Genomic DNA, 17428 nt, shown 5'->3' on the forward strand with positions numbered 1-17428 from the left:
AAGAGGTGACCGTGTGGAGCGCTGGAGGGGAATGCCCGCGCTCCACACCACGTTGTGCAGTACGAACACGAGGAGGAGCGGTCACAGTGCTTGATCCGCAGGGTTTGTACGCATGGGAGCCGAAGGGCTTGGCTGTTGTCGACATGGCGCTCGCCCAGGAGTCGGCAGGACTGGTCATGCTCTACCACTTCGACGGATACATCGACGCGGGCGAGACCGGCGACCAGATCGTCGACCGGCTGCTCGACTCGCTGCCGCACCAGGTCGTGGCCCGTTTCGACCACGACCGGCTCGTTGACTACCGGGCCCGGCGTCCGCTGCTGACGTTCAAGCGCGACCGCTGGACCGACTACGAAGAGCCGACCCTTGATGTACGCCTCGTACAGGACGCCACCGGCGCGCCCTTCCTGCTGCTCTCCGGCCCCGAGCCGGACGTCGAGTGGGAGCGCTTCGCCGCCGCCGTCCAGCAGATCGTGGAGCGGCTCGGCGTCCGCCTCTCCGTGAACTTCCACGGCATTCCGATGGGCGTCCCGCACACGCGTCCCGTGGGCCTCACCCCGCACGGCAACCGCACCGACCTGGTGCCGGGCCACCGCAGCCCCTTCGACGAGGCACAGGTCCCCGGCAGCGCCGAGGCGCTCGTCGAGTACCGCCTCATGGAGGCCGGGCACGACATCCTGGGCGTCGCCGCGCACGTGCCGCACTACATCGCCCGCTCCGCGTACCCCGACGCCGCGCTGACCGTCCTGGAGTCGATCACCGCCGCGACCGGCCTGGTGCTCCCCGCGATCGCGCACTCCCTGCGCACCGAGGCACACCGCACCCAGACCGAGATCGACCGGCAGATCCAGGAGGGCGACGAGGAGCTTGTCGCCCTCGTCCAGGGCCTCGAGCACCAGTACGACGCCGCCGCGGGCGCCGAGACACGCGGCAACATGCTCGCCGAACCCGTGGAAATCCCTTCGGCCGACGAGATCGGGCTGGAGTTCGAGCGGTTCCTGGCGGAGCGGGAAGGCGAGGGCTGACCCCCTCGTTCCGGGGGCTCAGGGGCCGTTGTCAGAGGCGGGCTCTAAGCTTCTGGGCATGCTGAAAGTGGGCCTGACCGGTGGTATCGGCGCCGGCAAGAGCGAGGTTTCGCGGCTGCTCGTCGAGCACGGCGCGGTGCTGATCGACGCGGACAGGATCGCGCGTGAGGTCGTCGCGCCCGGAACTCCCGGGCTCGCGGCGGTCGTCGACGCCTTCGGCGAGGACGTGCTCGCACCGGACGGCAGCCTGGACCGGCCGAAGCTGGGCTCGATCGTCTTCGCCGACCCGGAGAAGCTCGCCACCCTCAACTCGATCGTGCACCCCCTGGTGGGTGCCCGCTCCCGCGACCTGGAGAACGCCGCCTCCCAAGACGCCGTAGTCGTGCACGACGTGCCCCTGCTCGCCGAGAACGGCCTTGCCGCGCTGTACGACCTCGTGATCGTCGTCGACGCCAGTCCCCGCACCCAGCTCGACCGTCTCGTACGGCTGCGCGGCATGACCGAGGAGGACGCCCGCGCGCGCATGGCCGCCCAGGCCACCCGCGACAAGCGCCTGGAGATCGCCGACGTCGTCATCGACAACGACGTACCTCTCGAGGAGCTGGAGCGGCGCGTACGGGAGGTATGGGCAGACCTCGTCGAGCGAGCGTCCAGGGCGACCTGAGGGGGGCCGGGGAATGGTCGTACTCGCGGCTTTGACCGCTCTGGGAGGCCTGCTGGCGCTGCTGGCGGGGGCGTACGGCCTGCGGCAGACACGGCGCATCAGCGCGGCGGGGCAAGTCGCCGAGGCATTGGTGAAACCTCCGCAGCCGGGCCTGGACCGGCCGTTGCTGCAGTTCGAGACGGCGGACGGACGCGTCGTGGAGGTCGTCTCGCCGGTGCCGCGCAGCCGGCATCGGCCGCTGCCCGAGGGCGGTCACATACGTCTCGCCTACGACGCCGACGACCCGCGCGAGACGGTGCTGCTCGGCAGCGAGCGCGCCGGAGCGGACTGGGCCTTCGTCGTGGCGGGCGGGGCGCTGATCGTGCTAGGCCTGGTGCTCGGGCTGCTCGCTCTGTGACGATGTCCGACGGCGGGTGGCGGGCAGCCGCGGGAGTGCTGCGACTGTGCGCCGGCGGGGCGGGGGACGCGTGTGACGAGCGACTACGGGCGCCTTGTGACGACGACCATGAGAGCTGCGTGACGACAACCATGGAATAGGGGCCCCCGATCGGGGCGTTGAACCCGTGCAGTGAGGGAAGGACTCAGCCGTGCCCGAGACCAGCGGTTCCACCGGACGTACTCCGGAGACGCATGTCATCGACTTCCGCGCCGCCGAGCAGCTGCTCGCCGCCCGCGATCCGCGGGGCGCGGTGAAGTTGCTCGACTCAGTCATCGACGCGCATCCGGAGAACACGGCCGCGCGGCTGCTGCGCGCGCGTGCCTTCTTCGCCGCCGCGCAACTGCGTCCCGCCGAGCTGGAGTTCACGATCGTTCTGGAGCGCGAGCCGGACAACGCGTTCGCGCACTTCGCGCTCGCCCGCACCTATGAACGTCAGCTCCGCCCCGAGCAGGCGAAACGCCACTTCAGGCTGGCGGCGGCGCTCGACCCGAAGCCGCAGTATCTCGAAGCGGCGCGCTTCGACTCGTAGGTCCTCACAGGCCTCTCGCGGGCTCTGATCCGGTTACGGGTGGTGCTGTTCCGGCGGGCGGTACGGCGGGATGTCGCGGCCCGGCTGGTAGTGCGGGCCCTGGTGGATGTGGCGCAGGATCATGGCCATGTCCACGGTGACGATCACCCACAGCACGCCGCAGGCGGCCGCCCATCCCGGCCGCCCGGCCAGGGCGAACCCGGCCGTCCCGGCGGTCGCCCAGATCAGGCCCCAGGCGCTCAGCCAGAAACGCATCCGCAGAGCACTGCGCGCTGTCGTCGGTTCACTGCCTGTACGCATCCGGATCACTACTCCTACCCGGAAAACGTACTCTTCGTGGTGCACGTTCACCATGGGACGGCGGTTGGGCGACGGGGGAGGCGAAGGTGCTGCTGGAGGCGCTGCGGGCGAACGCGAGGCTCGCCGACTGGCTGAGGGACCTGGAGAGTGAGGGCGCGCCCGGCGTGGAGGCGCTGCTTCCGGACGCGGACGAGCTGCCGGACATCCTGCTCGACCTGACCGTGGCCCATGAGCACATCAACGAACTCGTCGCGCTGCGCGCCCGGTTGGTGGCGGACCCGGAGGCGATGACACTCCTCGCGCGGTGCGTCCGCCGCTTCGTGCGGGACATGGGGGAGATCGACAAGGGGTGGGAGCCGCCTCCGTTCCCTGCGTCGACGGGTGCGCTGGGGCGCTGCTTCCACCTGTACGTCTTTGTCGCGGCGCTCCCGTTCGTGCGCGCCTACCACCGCTCGCGCGGTATCCCGGACGACGTGTCCCGGCGCACCCTCGCCGACCTCGGCCGGCATGTGGCCGTGCACCATCGACGGCTCGGTACCTCCGGGCTGCTGTTCCCGTGGTGGATCGCCCTGCATTTCCACGGTGAGCTGTTCCAGCTGGGCCGGCTGCAGTTCCAGCGGGCGCGGCTGGGGCAGCGGATGGGGCGGGCGGTTGCGGCGACGGGGCAGGGCGGAGGGCCCGCTCCAGGGCCGGGCGACTACTGCCTGAGCCTGCACATCACCGACTTCCATGGCCCCTTGAGCCCGGCCGCCTGCGACCGTTCGCTCGCCCTGGCACGGGAGTTCTTCGCCCTGCACTACCCCGACGAGCGCTACGACGTCGCCATCTGCCACTCCTGGCTGCTCGATCCGCAGCTCAAGCGGTACCTGCCGGCGGACTCCAACATCGTCCGCTTCCAGGACCGCTTCGAGATCGCCTACGAGGAGACGACCCCGGACGACCAGGTGCCCGTCGGCTTCGTCTTCGGCGATCCGGAGCTGCCGGTCGAGCAACTGCCGCGGCGCAACAGTGTCGAGCGGGCGGTGGGGGATCATCTGCGGGCGGGTGGGCATTGGTACGGGGGGCATGGCTGGTTCGCGTTGTGATCCACCCGAAAGAGTGACGGCGGGGTGGGAACGGGCGTGCGGAGGCCGCCCGTTGGACGGGTATGAAGATTGAGATGCGTGAGGGGTACGAGGGAACCGGACCCGGTGCGATCACTCCGGACGGCTGTGCGGTCGAGCTGTATACGCGTCTGTCCGTCGGTGAGGAGCCGGACATCATCAGCGCGGCCGTGCCGGCGGGCGCGCACATCCTGGAACTGGGCAGCGGGGTGGGGCGGGTGACCCATCCGCTCCTGGAGCGCGGGTTCACGGTCACGGCCGTGGACGAGTCGGCCGAGATGCTGGAGCGGGTCCGCGGGGCGCGCACGATATGTGGCCCGATCGAGGACCTCGACCTGGGCGAGACGTTCGACGTGGTCATGCTCGCCTCCTTCCTTGTGCACGCCGGTGACGTCGAGGTGCGGCGCGGGTTGCTGAAGACATGCGCCCGCCATGTCGCCGAGGACGGCTGTGTGTTGATCCAGCGCGAGGGGCCGGACTACCACACGAACGTGCCCCGCGAGCGGCTCGACCCCACCGGCTTCACCATACGGATCGTGTCGGCGGAGCCGGTCGGCGACGGGGTCGACTCGATACACGCGGAGTACGTGTTCCCGGACGCCACGTGGACCCAGACATTCCTGGCCCGACCGCTGACGAAGGAGCAGTTCGAGGAGGCGCTGGGGGAGGCGGGGTTGAGGGTGGATCGGTATCTGACGGAGGACGGGATGTGGGTGAGGGCGGTGAAGGGCTGAGCTGTTCAATCTGGGGAGGGATCTTCAGCCCGTCCGGCGTTTGAGGACGAGCCCTTCGGGCGATCGGGGGTCTGGGGGCGCTGCATCCATCAGCGGCTCCGCCGCGGGCCCCAGGAGACGGGAATGGGCAGGGGCGGAGGGGGCGAATCAAATCCCTTCCCGCGCCGATGAGTTCCGGACGCGCACCCGGTCTACCTCTGTGAAAGCAACAGCGACCGCTTCACACAGGAGACCCCGATGTCCGAGACCACCATCCCCGTCACCTCTGTCACCTGCGCCCCCTCCGCCACCACCGCCGGAACCCCCCACAGCCGCGGCGCCCGGATCTCCCTCGGCGCCCTGCAGATCACACTCGGCCTCTTCTTCGCCCTCGCGAGCGCGCTGCCCAAGCTGATCGCGCACCCGTCGGCGGCCGAGGGCTTCGACAAGCTCGGGTGGGGCAGCACGGGGATGTACATCATCGGCGTGCTCGAACTCGCTGGCGGTATCGCGCTGTTGATCCCGCTGCTGTCCTCGGTGGCGGCGGTGTCGCTCAGCGCGCTGATGGTCGGTGCGTTCATCGTGAACGTCACGGTCCTGCACGGGCCGTACGTGGCGACGCCGCTCATCCTGATCCTGCCGCTGGCGTTGATCGCGTGGGCCCGCCGGAGTCACACCACGGAGCTGCTCCGCCTGGTGCGACGACGGGCCTGAGCGACCGGTCGCCGACCACCGTGCACCGTCGAGGGCACCCCAGAACGACAGGGGCGCCCTCGACGGTGCATCGGCGTACCGGTTCTCGGAAGTTCCCCTGACGGCTGACGGCCGGTGGCCGGTGGCCCTGGGTGTTCAGGAGCCGTCGGGGCCGGCCGGCGGGCCGGCGTGCCCGCGGAGGCGTTCCATCTCGCGGCGGTCGCGCTTGGTCGGGCGGCCCGCGCCGCGGTCGCGGATGCCCGCGGGGGCGATGGCCTCGCGCGGCGGGGGCGGCGGGCTGTTGTCGACGAAGCACTCGGCGGCGACGGGCGGGCCGACCCGTTTGCGGATCACGCGCTTCACGACGACGACCCGCTCCCGGCCCGCATGCCGCAGCCGTACCTCGTCGCCGACGCGCACGGCATAGGCGGGCTTGACGCGCTCGCCGTTCACGCGGACGTGCCCGCCCCGGCATGCGGTGGCACCCATCGAGCGGGTCTTGACCAGACGCACGGACCAGATCCAGCTGTCGACCCGCACGCTCTCGCCGCCGGCCGGGCCGGCGGCCTTGGCCGCGGCTACGGCATCGGCCGAGCCGCCCGCGTCCTTCTTCTCGACCTTCTCGACGCCTTTGTCGACATCTGCGTCGACACCCGCATCGACGTCGACGTCCGCACCCTCTGAAGCCATGCCTCGACTTTAGTCCCCCGGCCCGGGCGGCCCGGGGGAAATTTCCGTCGCACGGCCCACCCCGGATGCGACCGCCCGAGGGAGCCCGGAGGCTGTTGCCTGAGGTCGTCCAGGCGACAGTAGGCGGCGAGGGGCGGCAGCAGGCAACGGCAGGCAACAGCGAGGGGCCCCACGTGGAGACAGCAGCGAAGGTCGACGCGTTGATGGACGGCCTTCGCGCCGACCTGGAACGGCTCGCCGCCATTCCCTCCGTCGCCTTCCCCGGATTCCCGGCCGAGCCGGTCCAGGAGGCCCACGATCTCCTCGTACGGCTGCTGCGGGAGGCCGGTGTCGAGCGGATCGACCGTATCGACCTCCCCGACACCGCGCCCGTGATCTTCGCCGAGATCCCGCCGCCGAGCCCGGACGCGCCCACCGTCCTCCTCTACTCGCACTACGACGTGCAGCCGCCCGGCGACGAGAAGCTGTGGCTGTCGCCGCCCTTCGAGCCGACGCCCGTCGAGGGCGGACTCAGGGCGCGCGGGATCGCCGACGACAAGTCGAACGTGATCGCGCATCTGGGGATGCTGCGGGCGTACGAGGGGCGGCCGCCGGTCGGGGTGAAGATCGTGTTCGAGGGGCAGGAGGAGTACGGCAGCCCCTTCGACGACTATCCGCCGAGCGATCCCGAGCGGTTCGCCTGCGATGCCAGGGTCATCGCCGACCTGGGGAATCTGCGGCCGGGCACGCCCACGCTGACCACCGGGCTGCGCGGTGCCTCCGAGGTGATCGTCGAGGTCCGCACGCTCGAAGAGCCCCGCCACAGCGGGGAGTTCGGCGGCGCGGCACCGGATGCGCTACTGGTCCTGCTGACGGCCCTGTCCACGCTGCACGACGTGCACGGTGACGTGGCCGTGGAGGGGCTCAGGCGCGACGAGTGGACGGGGACGACATACACCGAGGACGAGTTCCGGAGCCTGGCCGGCGTACGGGAAGGGCTGCCGCTGATCGGCAGCGGGAGCCTCGGTGAGCGGCTGTGGAGCGGGCCCGCGATCACCGTGATCGGCCTGGACGCGCCGAGCGTCGAGCACGCGGCGTCGGCCGTCGTCCCGTACGCGCGCGCCAAGCTCAACCTCCGCTTTCACCCGAAGCAGGACGCGAAGGAGGCGCGGGCGAGGCTCGTCGAGCATCTGCGCTCGCTGCGGCCCTTCGGTGTCCCGCTCACCGTCACGCCGGGCGACACGGGCCCCGGCTACGAGGCCTCGACCGGCGGTCCCGCCTACCGTGCCGCGCTCACCGCGTTGCGCGAGGCCTGGGGCGAGGACGCGTCGTACGTCGCGACGGGCGGTTCGATCCCGCTGGTCAACGGGCTGGCCCGGGCCGCCCCGAACGCCGAGGTGCTGCTCTTCGGCGCGCAGGACAGCATGTGCAATCTGCACGCCCCCAACGAGCGGGTGCTCTTCTCGGAGCTGCGCAACACGGTGGTGGCGATGTGCGCCTTCGTACGGGAGTACGCGGCCGGCTTCCGGGCCGAGGGGGCGTCTTGACCAGCACGATCGACACCGAAGAGCCTCCGCGTAAACACAAGTTCACCTTTCCCAGCGCGCTGACCGTCCTCGCCATCGTCACGATCGCGGTCTGGGCGCTGGCATTTCTGATCCCATCCGGGCAGTACGACCGCGACGACGCGGGCGCACCCGTCCAGGGCACCTACCACCGGGTCGACTCCGGCCAGAGCTTCGTCGACCGGCTCAACGACCTCTTCCTCTCTCCCGTCAACGGCCTCTACGGCGTCCAGGACGAGACGAGCGGGCAGGTCGGGCCCGACATGGCCGGTGAACTGTACGGCAGCGCGGGCGTGTTCCTCTTCGTGCTCGCCATCGGGGCCTTCATCACCGTCGTCTTCGCCACGGGCGCCCTCGACCGGGGCATCGGCCGTCTCGCCCACCGGCTGCGCGAGCGGGGGGCGTTGCTCATCGCGGGCGTGATGGTGGTGTTCTCGGTGCTCGGCACGGTGGAGGGCTTCGCCGAGGAGACGCTCGGCTTCTACGGGCTGATCGTGCCGTTGATGCTGGCGCTCGGGTACGACCGGATGGTGGCCGTCGGCACGATCATTCTCGGTGCCGGGATCGGCGTGCTGTGCTCGACGGTGAACCCCTTCGCGACGGGTGTGGCCTCGTCCGCCGCGGACATCTCGCTCGGTGACGGCATCGTGCTGAGGTTCGTGATGTGGGTGGTGCTGACGGCGGTGACGGTCGCGTACGTCATCCGGTACGCGCGACGCGTACAGAAGACCCCGGACCGGTCGCTCACCGGGTTCCTGCCCGGCGACCGCGAGCAGGCGAGTGAGGCCGCGGGCGAGGTGCCCGAGCTGACCGGCCTGCACAAGGCGGTCCTTGTCGCGACGGCGCTGGTCTTCGCCTTCATGATCTTCTCGGTGGTGCCCTGGGCGAGCGCGCTCACGGGCGAGGCGGACGCGACACCGTACGGCTTCGAACTCGGCTGGTCCTTCCCGCAGTTGGCGGCGCTGTTCCTGTGCGCGGCGGTGCTGATCGGGCTGGTGGCGCGGATGGGCGAGCAGAAGCTGAGCGCGACGATCATCCAGGGCGCGGCGGACTTCATCTCACCGGCGCTGGTGATCGTGCTGGCGCGCGGAGTCACCGTGATCATGAACAACTCGAAGATCACCGACACCGTGCTGCATTCCATCGAGGGCGTCGTGAAGGGCACCTCCTCGGGCGTCTTCGCGATCATCGTCTTCGTCGTGAACCTGCCGCTGGCCTTCCTCATCCCCTCCACCTCGGGCCACGCGACCCTGGCCATGCCGATCCTCGCCCCGCTCGCCGACTTCGCGGGCGTCTCCCGCGCGGTGGTCGTCACCGCCTGGCAGTCCGCCAGCGGCTGGATGAACCTCTGGGTCCCCACCACCGCCGTCACCATCGGCGGCGTCGCCCTCGCCAAGGTCGGCTACGACAAGTACCTCCGCTTCGTCTGGCCGCTCCTCGCCATCCTGTTCCTGCTGATCTGCGGGTTCGTGGCGGCCGGGGCGGCGATGACCTGACCGGCCTGACCGGCCTGACCGGCCTGATCGCCCCGGTCGTACGGTGGTGGCATGGATGTCGGCGGTCTTGCGGAGTTGGACGGGCGGATCACGGAGTGCCGGGCCTGTCCCCGCCTTGTCGAGTGGCGTGAGGACGTGGCCCGTACCAAGCGCGCGGCCTTCGCCGACGAGACGTACTGGGGACGGCCGGTCCCGGGGTTCGGACCCGCCGACGCGTCCCTGCTGATCGTCGGCCTCGCGCCCGCCGCGCACGGTGCGAACCGGACCGGGCGGATGTTCACGGGGGACCGCTCCGGCGATGTGCTCTACGCGGCGCTGCACGAGGTGGGGCTCGCGTCGAGGGGGACCGCGGTGAGCGCGGACGACGGGCTGGAGCTGTACGGCGTACGCATCACCTCGCCCGTGCACTGCGCTCCGCCGGCCAACAAGCCGACCCCGGACGAGCGGGACGCCTGCCGGCCGTGGCTCGTGCGGGAACTGGAGCTGCTGCGGCCCTCACTGCGGGCGGTCGTCGTGCTCGGAGCCTTCGGGTGGCAGGCCGCGCTGCCCGCCTTCGCCGCGGCGGGGTGGGCGGTGCCCCGTCCCCGCCCCGCGTTCGCACACGGAGCGCGGCTCACGCTCGGAGCGCCGCTCGAGTCCGGACCGCCGCTCGCATCCGGCTCGATCGAGCTCTTCGGATGCTTCCACGTCAGCCAGCGCAACACCTTCACCGGGCGGCTTACCCCCGCGATGCTGCGGGACGTGCTGTACGCGGCGGCGGATGCGGCGGGGCTGCCGACGAAGCCGTATCCGGGCTAGTGGCCGCTCCCCGCATGCGGGGATTCGCTAGCCGTCCCCGAAGAGATGGCGCACCGTCGACCGGTAGTTGGCCTGGACGTGTGCGAGGGCGTGCGCGCGGGCGCGGTCCGGGTCGCCGGATGCGATGGAGTCGTACAACTCGTGGTGTTCGGTGAGGAGTTGGGGCCACTCCTCGTTCTGCCGGGTGAGCCAGCGCAGGCGGCCGTCGACCGGTTCCATGACGGAGATCAGCAGGCCGTTGCCCGCCATGGCGAGGATGCGGTCGTGGAAACGGGTGTTGATGTCGGTGATCGTCTCGGCGTCCCCGGCGCGGGTCGCGGTCGTCGCGCGGTCGAGCAACTCCCGTAGTTCCGCGAGGTCTTGCGGTGTGGAGCGGGAGGCGGCGAGCCCGGCCGCGTAGACCTCGAGGGCCTCGCGCAGTTCGAAGAGTTCCTTCACGTCGGTCGGGGTCAGCCGGCGCACCACCGTGCGGCGCGGCGTCTCGAAGTGCACGAACCCCTCGCCGACCAGTGAACGGATCGCCTCGCGGACCGGGACCCGGGAGACCCCGAAGCGCTCGGCGAGCTCGCGTTCGACCAGCCGGTCACCGGGGCGCAGCCGTCCGGCGATGATCTCCTGCCGTAGCGCGGCGAGAACGCGCTCCCGCACCGCACCCAGGGGTTCGATCTTCGTCATGGGTCCATGTTCGCCGACCTCGGGGGTGTTTTACGGAGTCGTAACTGCAAGGACATGGGCGGGCGTCATCGGCGGCGGGAACATGACGACAGTTTGGTATACCAAAGGCGGGTCAAAAGGCCAGCCTAGGCCATGTCAAGCCATGCCGAACAAGACCGAAAGGCCGCCCTCCGTCCCCTCGCCCATGGAGGCCCCGTGTCCCTCGCCGACCGTGCCGAAGCCACCGGCACCGCCGCGTTCGTCCCCGATCCCCGCCTCACCAACGAAGACCTCGCGCCCGCGCAGAAGCGGAACTGGAAGGTCTTCGACCTCTTCGCCATGTGGATGTCCGACGTCCACAACCTCGGCAACTACACGTTCGCGGCAGGCCTGTTGGTCCTCGGCATGAACGTCTGGCAGATCTTCACCTCGCTGCTCGTCGGCTTCGTGATCATCTACGCCGGGATGAACCTGATGGGCCGGATCGGGCAGCGCACCGGTGTGCCCTTCCCCGTCGTCAGCCGCATCAGCTTCGGCGTCTGGGGTGCCAACATCCCCGCGCTGATCAGGGCTGTCATCGCCATCATGTGGTACGGCATCCAGACCTATCTGGCGTCGGTCGCGGTCAACGTGATGCTGCTCGCGGCCTGGCCAGGGCTGGAGTCCTGGACCCACCACTCCTTCCTCGGCCTGGACGCGCTCGGCTGGGTGTCGTTCGTCGCGCTCTGGCTGATCCAGGCGATGATCATCAGCCAGGGCATGGAGTCGGTCCGCAAGTTCCAGGACTTCTGCGGCCCTGCCATCTGGCTGGTCATGATCGCGCTCGCCATCTGGGTTCTGTCCAAGGCGGGTTGGACCATCTCCCTCACCTCGACCCCGCACCCGGTGTCGGTCGGCGAGCAGTGGCGGCAGTGGTTCGGCGCGATCGGGCTGATCCTTGCCACCTACGGCACCCTGATGCTCAACTTCTGCGACTTCTCGCGCTTCGCGCCCGGCTACAAGACCGTCAAGCGCGGCAACTTCTGGGGCCTGCCCATCAATTCGACGGCCTTCGTGATCGTCTCGGTCATCGTCACGGCCGGTTCCATCGAGGTGTTCGGCGAGGCCATCACCGACCCGGCGCTGCTCGTCGCCAAGGTCGGCAACACCTGGGTCCTCGTCCTCGGCGCCCTGACCTTCGCCATCGCCACCATGGGCGTCAACATCGTCGCCAACTTCGTCTCACCGGCGTACGACCTCGCCAACGTCTGGCCGCAGAAGATCACCTTCAGGATCGGCGGCATGATCAGTACGGTCGCCGCACTCCTTGTGACCCCCTGGAACCTCTTCTCCAACCCCACGGTCGTCAACTACTTCCTCGGCGGCCTCGGCGCCTTCCTGGGACCGCTGTTCGGCGTGATCATGCTCGACTACTACTGGGTCAAGCGCGGCCGCGTCGACGTCGACCAGCTCTTCAACGCCCAGCCGGGATCGCCCTATTACTACAAAAAGGGCGTCAACCCCAAGGCGCTGTGGGCGTTCCTGCCCTCCGCGGCGGTCGCGGCGGTGCTCGCGCTGGTCAAGGACTTCAGCGACGTGGCCCCGTACTCCTGGTTCATCGGTACGGCGCTGGCGGCCGGACTGTACGCGGTGCTGTGCCGCTCGGAGCGCGCCGCCGTCCCCGCTTCTGTGGCGGGCTGAGCGTGCGGATCGTCGTCACCAACTGCAACACGACGCAGGAGATGACCGAGGAGATCGTACGAGGTGCCCGGGCCGCCGCAGGCCCGGGCACCACCGTGACCGGGCTGACGCCCGCCTGGGGACCGGAGTCCGCGGAGGGCTGGCTCGACAGCCATCTCTCCGCGGCGGCCGTCCTCGACACCCTGCGGACGTACGAGGGTCCCTACGACGCCGTCGTCATGGCCGGGTTCGGGGAACACGGACGCGAGGGCGCCCGGGAACTCCTCGACGTACCCGTCGTCGACATCACCGAGGCCGCCGCCCATCTCGCGTGCCTGCTAGGGCGGCGGTACGGGGTCGTCACCACCCTGGAGCGCTCGCGCGGCCAGATCGAGGACAGCCTGCACACGGCCGGGGTCGCCGCCCACTGCGCCGCCGTCGTCGGCACCGGGCTCGGCGTCCTCGACCTCGGCGACGCCCAGCGCACCGAGGATGCCTTCGTGGCAGCCGCCGAGCGGGCCCGGGCGGCCGGCGCCGAGGTGCTCGTCCTCGGGTGCGCCGGGATGACCGGGCTGCAGCGGGCGGTGGGGGAGAAGCTGGGGCTGCCCGTCGTCGACGGGGTGGCCGCGGCGGTCAAGCTCGCCGAGTCGCTCGTCTCGCTGGGGCTCACGACCAGCCGGGCGGGGAGCTATGCGAAGCCATTGCCGAAGCGGCGGACGTGGGGGTCCCCCGGAGGTACGGGTACGGGTACGGGCACCGGTACTGGCAGGGGCACGGCCTCGCCTCCGTCGGAGTGATCCTGCGGCGACCCGGCCGTGGACGGCGGGGCGGCGGCGGGCCCTGACCGCACCCTCTGGGGAGGACGGACAGTCGACCCACCCCGTGAACGGAGCCGCCCGTGCCGTCGCTGAGAGCACTCCTGGCCGTCGCGCTCGTCGGTCTCTGCTGCACCGGCGCCTCCGGTGCCGCCGACGACCCCTTCTGGGTGGACCCCGACTCCCGCGCCGCCCGGCAGGCCGCCGAGTGGCGGGCCACCGGACGCACCGCGGACGCCCTGCTCATGGACCGCATCGCCACCCGCGCCCAGGCCGAGTGGCTCAACGGGCCCGGCCCGGAAGCGGTCGTGCGGGACCGTACGACCGCGGCCGCGCGCCAGGGACGTACGGCCGTGCTCGTCGCGTACTACATCCCGAACCGCGACTGCGGCGCCTACTCCGGCGGAGGAGCACCGACCGCGGCGGCCTACCGCACCTGGGTCGACGAGTTCGCGGCGGGCCTCGGCGACCGGGGCGCGTACGTGATCGTCGAACCGGACGCCGTGGCCCAGCTGGTGGCGGGCTGCACCCGGGTCGTGGCGAAGGAGCGGTACGCGCTGCTCGCGTACGCCGTCGACCGCTTCAAGCGGCAACCGGGCACCCGCGTCTACCTCGACGCGGGCAACTCCGCCTGGATTCCCGAGGCATGGCGCATGGTCGACGCCCTGACGGAGTCGGGGGTCTCCCGCGCGGACGGCGTCGCGCTCAACGTCTCCAACTTCCAGACCGACGCGGCCAGTTCGGCGTACGGGAAGCAGCTGTCGGAGGAGCTGGGCGGCACGCACTTCGTCGTCGACACGAGCAGGAACGGCAACGGGCCCTACACCGGTACGGATTCCTGGTGCAATCCGCCGGGCAGGGCCCTGGGTACGCCGCCGACCGTCCTGACGGGGGATCCGCTGATCGACGCGTATCTGTGGATCAAACGGCCGGGGGAGTCGGACGGGACGTGCCGGGGCGGGCCGGCGGCCGGGCAGTGGTGGGAGTCGCACGCGCTGGAGCTGGCGCGGAACGCGGGTACGCCTTAGGTGCGGTCCGGCTCGGGCACGACTGCGGTTGCCGTGATCTCCACCAGCTGGCCGGTGTACCCGAGGCAGGCCACCCCGATCAGCGTCGACGAGTGCGGGCCGACGCTGAGCCCGGACGCCTCGACGACCTCCCAGACCGCGGACAGCACCGCCGGCTCACTGCCGACGACGTACACGTCGGTCGACACGACATGCGTCATGTCGCTGCCGACCGCGCGCAGTTGCTCGTCGAGATTGGCCAGCACCTGCTGGGCCTGCCGTACGGGATCGGCCTCGCCGACGATGTTCCCCTTGGCGTCGAGGGGTACGGACCCGGCGAGGAAGGCGAGCTTCGTGCCTGCCTCGACCACGGACGCGTGGGAGTAGAGGGGCGGGGTGAAGAGGCTGGGGACGGTGACGCGCTGAACCATGCGGGCTCCCGGGGATCTTCGGCTTCGGCCCGGCTCGGGCCTTCGTCGCCGGCGGTGGGCAACCTGCCGATGATGCGGGGCATGGGGGCGGGGCCGCATCCGAATATCGGGTCCACGTCGAGGGGGCGAGTCGCGTCCAAGGTTCGAATCGTGCCGGGTGTCCGGGGCACGCCGGGTATCCGCGCGGGGCGGGGATACCCGGGTCGTGCGGGCCCGGGTGGCTCGCACGCCCTGCCCCACTGCCGGCCCCGCCCCTGCCCGCGAACCGGCAGTCGCCCCTTACTTCGTGGTGAACTGCGCCGTCCCCAGCGTTGCGAACCACGTCCGTATCTGCTTCTCGTCGCCCGTCGCCGCGAGTGAGAGGAGCAGGAGGAGCCGGGCCTTCTGCGCGGTCAGATCCTCCGCGCCGATGACGCCGGTGGTGTCGGACGAGCCGTACACCGCCCCCGACCCGGTACGGGTGGTCGACGCGAACGTCACCCCCTTCTTCACCGCCTCGGTCCGCGCGGTCGACATCGCGGGCGAGATGCCTCCGGCGCCCGTGCCCGCGGTCACGATGCCCTTCGCCCCGGCGTCCGCGAACGCCGTGATCGCCTCACCGCCGGCGTCCTGGTACGAGTACGCGATCTCCACCCTCGGCAGTGGCGTGCTCTCCTTGTCACTCACCTTGCCGACGATCCGGTCCAGGTCGAAGGGTGTACGCCAGCTCGCCTTGCCGCACTTCTGGACGCGGGCCGGCGCCCGGTTGAGCCGGATGTTGTCCTGGTCGATGACGCCGAGTTCCCCGGAGGGGCCGCTCTCGAAGGTGTCCATGCGCAGGGCGTTGGTCTTGCGGACCTCCCGCGCGGCCTGGATCTGGTCGTTGAGCATGACGACGGTGCCGTAGCACTTCGTCTTGTTGCTCGCGGCCAGCTTGATCGCGTTGTAGAGATTGGCGGGCGCGTCGGTGCCGATGACCGTCCACGGCCGCATCGAGCCGGTGAGGATCACCGGCTTGTCGCTGCGCACGGTCAGGTCGAGCCAGTACGCGAACTCCTCCATCGTGTCCGTACCAGTGGTCACCACCACCGCGTCGTTCTTCTTGAGCGCGGCGTCGACGGACGCGGTGAGCTTGCGGTAGTCCGCGATGGAGTACCCGCCCGACCCCTTGTTCCCGAACTGCTCGGTCGTCACATCGGCGACCCCGTCCACCTCGGGCCGCAACTCGTCCACCATCTTGGAGATCGCGAGCTGCCCCGACTTGTAGTCCTGGAAGGAGACGCGGCTGGTACTGACTCCGGAGATGGTGCCGCCGGTCCCGATCACGGCGACCTCGGGCACATCCTCCTTCTCCTTGGGCTGGGCACTCGCGCTGGACAGCGAGACCCCTGCGGCGACGGCGAACGTACAGAGCAGGGCGGCTGTACGGTGGGCGATCTTCACGTGACACGGCTCCTAGCAGGTCGGCGACGGACGCTCGCCGCCGACCGTAGGAAGCGGTGTTTTCCCAGGCGTTGCGTGTACGTGTCAATTACCGTGCGGCGGCGTCGAGTTCGAATGCCAGGTGGAATTCGCGGACAAGGTGGGCGGGTGAGGGGTGAATCCGGTGACTGTGTCGGGGCGGGTGCGCCGAGGCGGTAATCCGGAGCCGTAGGCTCCGTCGAGTCTCCAAGGAACCTCGAAGGACGCCTCCCATGACTGTTCCCCCCACCTCCCACCGCGCCCGGTCCCGTGTCACACGGCGCGGGTTGATCGGCGCCGCGGGCGCGGTCGCGGCAGGCGCCGCGCTCACGCCCGTCGTGATGGCGAACACCACGCCCGACGCCACGGACCCGGGTGCCGCCGAGGCCGGTACGAACTCCGAGACCTTCCCCAGGACCCGCGCCAAGGCGGCCACCGGCGAAGGGCCCGTAGAGGCGGCCTTCCCCATCGGTTACGTGGGCGTGAGCTGGGCCGGTACGAGTGAAACCGTGGGCGGCGGCATCCGGCTGACCGACGCCGACGGAGGCAAGGGCACCTGGAAGTCCCTGAGTGGCAGCGGCTGTTCGGGCAGCAACGGCGGCGCGCTGCTCATCCCCGCCGACCAGGCTTCCGGTTACGAGCTGAAGGCACCGGACGGCGCGAGCGGTCTGCGCTCGCTGGCCCTCGACACCACGCAGGGCCCGCGGCGCGAGGTCGCCGTACCGAAGGACACGACCCGCGTGCGGGGCGTCGCCTACCTGTCGCGCGCGGCCTGGGGCGCGGACGAGTCGCTGCGCTTCAAGGCGGACGGTACGGAGAACTCGCCGACGGCGTACTACCCGTTCCAGACGATCACGGTCCACCACACCGACACCCCCAACGGCGACCCGGACCCGGCCGCCACGGTGCGCGCGATCTACCAGTTCCACGCGGTCACCAACGACTGGGGCGACATCGGCTACCACTTCCTCATCGACGAGAAGGGCCGTATCTACGAGGGCCGTTACTCGGGCGACGACGGCATCCCCGCGCACGACGCCGACGGCAAGCTCGTCACCGCCTTCCACGTGGGCGGCTTCAACTCGGGCAACCTCGGCATCGCCCTCCTCGGCACCCTGGTCGACCAGGGCCCCACCGACGCCGCCCGCACTGCCCTCACCCGCCTGACCCGAGTCCTGACCCGCCTCCACGGCGTCGACCCCAAGGCCCAGGTCACGTACACCAACCCGGTCAACGGCACCAAGAAGGACGTCCCCGAAATCAGCGGCCACCGCGACTGGATGGAGACGGACTGCCCGGGCGGGACGATGTACGGGGAGCTCGCGGCGCTGCGGGAGGCGGTGGCCGGGAGCTGACACCGGGACATGCCCCCGGGCCCGACGCCGAATAATCGTTCGAGAAGGTCCTGTTGACGCTGATACCGTCACC

Annotated in this window: 19 protein-coding genes; 14 read left to right on the forward strand and 5 right to left on the reverse strand. The window is 70.5% G+C overall.

Translation table 11 applies throughout. The annotated features are described in order from the left end of the window. Positions 1-86: 86 nt before the first annotated feature. The 4 genes from OG266_RS33600 (at position 87) to OG266_RS33615 (ending at position 2657) form a co-directional block, all read left to right on the forward strand. A complete protein-coding gene (locus OG266_RS33600; protein ID WP_266465574.1) occupies positions 87-1025 on the forward strand; it encodes a PAC2 family protein in 939 nt (312 codons plus the stop codon). Positions 1026-1083: 58 nt separating this feature from the next. After that, entirely contained in the window at positions 1084-1689 is a 606-nt protein-coding gene (coaE, locus tag OG266_RS33605) for a dephospho-CoA kinase (RefSeq protein ID WP_371550286.1), read from the forward strand. Positions 1690-1702: 13 nt separating this feature from the next. Then, on the forward strand, positions 1703-2086 hold the full coding sequence (locus tag OG266_RS33610; protein WP_371550288.1) for a DUF3592 domain-containing protein: 384 nt from the start codon (positions 1703-1705) through the stop codon (positions 2084-2086). A gap of 190 nt (positions 2087-2276) precedes the next feature. Beyond that, entirely contained in the window at positions 2277-2657 is a 381-nt protein-coding gene (locus OG266_RS33615) for a tetratricopeptide repeat protein (RefSeq protein WP_266465581.1), read from the forward strand. A 33-nt stretch (positions 2658-2690) separates the two neighbouring features. Here the strand turns inward: OG266_RS33615 and OG266_RS33620 are convergent, their stop codons facing one another. Further along, a complete protein-coding gene (locus OG266_RS33620) occupies positions 2691-2957 on the reverse strand; it encodes a DUF6343 family protein (protein ID WP_266465583.1) in 267 nt (88 codons plus the stop codon). An 86-nt stretch (positions 2958-3043) separates the two neighbouring features. On the opposite strand from OG266_RS33620, the gene OG266_RS33625 reads away from it, so the two are divergent. The 3 genes from OG266_RS33625 to OG266_RS33635 all read left to right on the forward strand — a co-directional run bounded on the left by OG266_RS33625 (position 3044) and on the right by OG266_RS33635 (position 5487). Continuing rightward, on the forward strand, positions 3044-4042 hold the full coding sequence (locus OG266_RS33625; RefSeq protein WP_371550290.1) for an acyltransferase domain-containing protein: 999 nt from the start codon (positions 3044-3046) through the stop codon (positions 4040-4042). 74 nt (positions 4043-4116) lie between these two features. Further along, positions 4117-4794, forward strand: coding sequence for a class I SAM-dependent methyltransferase (locus tag OG266_RS33630; protein WP_371550292.1), 678 nt, complete (start codon positions 4117-4119; stop codon positions 4792-4794). A gap of 237 nt (positions 4795-5031) precedes the next feature. Then, positions 5032-5487 (forward strand): DoxX family protein, encoded by a 456-nt coding sequence (locus OG266_RS33635; RefSeq protein WP_266465588.1) that lies wholly within the window; start codon positions 5032-5034, stop codon positions 5485-5487. A 135-nt stretch (positions 5488-5622) separates the two neighbouring features. Here OG266_RS33635 and OG266_RS33640 read toward each other — a convergent pair whose 3' ends face one another. After that, complete coding sequence (locus OG266_RS33640) at positions 5623-6156, reverse strand: RNA-binding S4 domain-containing protein (RefSeq protein ID WP_371550294.1); 534 nt, start codon at positions 6154-6156, stop codon at positions 5623-5625. 173 nt (positions 6157-6329) lie between these two features. Between OG266_RS33640 and OG266_RS33645 the strand changes: the two genes are divergently transcribed. Genes OG266_RS33645 through OG266_RS33655 form a run of 3 tightly spaced genes read left to right on the forward strand, consistent with a single transcriptional unit; the run spans position 6330 to position 9994 of the window. Next, the gene (locus OG266_RS33645) at positions 6330-7682 is read left to right on the forward strand and encodes a M20/M25/M40 family metallo-hydrolase (protein WP_371550296.1); all 1353 of its coding nucleotides are present in this window, start codon (positions 6330-6332) and stop codon (positions 7680-7682) included. A gap of 8 nt (positions 7683-7690) precedes the next feature. Then, positions 7691-9196, forward strand: a complete 1506-nt coding sequence (locus tag OG266_RS33650; RefSeq protein ID WP_371553048.1) for a YfcC family protein — start codon at positions 7691-7693, stop codon at positions 9194-9196. 51 nt (positions 9197-9247) lie between these two features. Further along, positions 9248-9994 (forward strand): uracil-DNA glycosylase, encoded by a 747-nt coding sequence (locus OG266_RS33655; protein WP_371550298.1) that lies wholly within the window; start codon positions 9248-9250, stop codon positions 9992-9994. A 27-nt stretch (positions 9995-10021) separates the two neighbouring features. On the opposite strand, the gene OG266_RS33660 is transcribed toward OG266_RS33655, so the two are convergent. After that, positions 10022-10669, reverse strand: coding sequence for a GntR family transcriptional regulator (locus OG266_RS33660; RefSeq protein WP_371550300.1), 648 nt, complete (start codon positions 10667-10669; stop codon positions 10022-10024). A gap of 195 nt (positions 10670-10864) precedes the next feature. Between OG266_RS33660 and OG266_RS33665 the strand changes: the two genes are divergently transcribed. From OG266_RS33665 to OG266_RS33675, 3 genes are all read left to right on the forward strand, one after another. Continuing rightward, a complete protein-coding gene (locus OG266_RS33665; RefSeq protein ID WP_371550302.1) occupies positions 10865-12328 on the forward strand; it encodes an NCS1 family nucleobase:cation symporter-1 in 1464 nt (487 codons plus the stop codon). A 2-nt stretch (positions 12329-12330) separates the two neighbouring features. Further along, positions 12331-13104, forward strand: a complete 774-nt coding sequence (locus tag OG266_RS33670) for an aspartate/glutamate racemase family protein (RefSeq protein WP_371550303.1) — start codon at positions 12331-12333, stop codon at positions 13102-13104. A 101-nt stretch (positions 13105-13205) separates the two neighbouring features. Then, positions 13206-14150, forward strand: a complete 945-nt coding sequence (locus OG266_RS33675) for a glycoside hydrolase family 6 protein (protein WP_371550305.1) — start codon at positions 13206-13208, stop codon at positions 14148-14150. Here OG266_RS33675 and OG266_RS33680 read toward each other — a convergent pair. Further along, positions 14147-14560, reverse strand: a complete 414-nt coding sequence (locus OG266_RS33680) for a RidA family protein (RefSeq protein WP_266465612.1) — start codon at positions 14558-14560, stop codon at positions 14147-14149. The genes OG266_RS33675 and OG266_RS33680 overlap by 4 nt on opposite strands. Positions 14561-14839: 279 nt before the next feature. After that, positions 14840-15982, reverse strand: coding sequence for an asparaginase (locus OG266_RS33685; RefSeq protein WP_371550307.1), 1143 nt, complete (start codon positions 15980-15982; stop codon positions 14840-14842). Between the two features lie 251 nt (positions 15983-16233). Here OG266_RS33685 and OG266_RS33690 point away from each other — a divergent pair, with 251 nt between their 5' ends. Beyond that, entirely contained in the window at positions 16234-17355 is a 1122-nt protein-coding gene (locus OG266_RS33690) for a peptidoglycan recognition family protein (protein ID WP_371550309.1), read from the forward strand. Positions 17356-17428 lie beyond the last annotated feature (73 nt).

Origin of the sequence: Streptomyces sp. NBC_00554, from assembly GCF_041431135.1 — a bacterium.
Classification (GTDB): domain Bacteria; phylum Actinomycetota; class Actinomycetes; order Streptomycetales; family Streptomycetaceae; genus Streptomyces.

Coding starts and splice junctions, on each gene's coding strand:
- OG266_RS33620 (WP_266465583.1), bottom strand. CDS start 2,957: ATGCGTACAGGCAGTGAACCGACGACAGCGCGCAGTGCTCTGCGGATG.
- OG266_RS33655 (WP_371550298.1), top strand. CDS start 9,248: ATGGATGTCGGCGGTCTTGCGGAGTTGGACGGGCGGATCACGGAGTGC.
- OG266_RS33630 (WP_371550292.1), top strand. CDS start 4,117: ATGCGTGAGGGGTACGAGGGAACCGGACCCGGTGCGATCACTCCGGAC.
- coaE (WP_371550286.1), top strand. CDS start 1,084: ATGCTGAAAGTGGGCCTGACCGGTGGTATCGGCGCCGGCAAGAGCGAG.
- OG266_RS33635 (WP_266465588.1), top strand. CDS start 5,032: ATGTCCGAGACCACCATCCCCGTCACCTCTGTCACCTGCGCCCCCTCC.
- OG266_RS33660 (WP_371550300.1), bottom strand. CDS start 10,669: ATGACGAAGATCGAACCCCTGGGTGCGGTGCGGGAGCGCGTTCTCGCC.
- OG266_RS33610 (WP_371550288.1), top strand. CDS start 1,703: ATGGTCGTACTCGCGGCTTTGACCGCTCTGGGAGGCCTGCTGGCGCTG.
- OG266_RS33690 (WP_371550309.1), top strand. CDS start 16,234: ATGACTGTTCCCCCCACCTCCCACCGCGCCCGGTCCCGTGTCACACGG.
- OG266_RS33640 (WP_371550294.1), bottom strand. CDS start 6,156: ATGGCTTCAGAGGGTGCGGACGTCGACGTCGATGCGGGTGTCGACGCA.
- OG266_RS33680 (WP_266465612.1), bottom strand. CDS start 14,560: ATGGTTCAGCGCGTCACCGTCCCCAGCCTCTTCACCCCGCCCCTCTAC.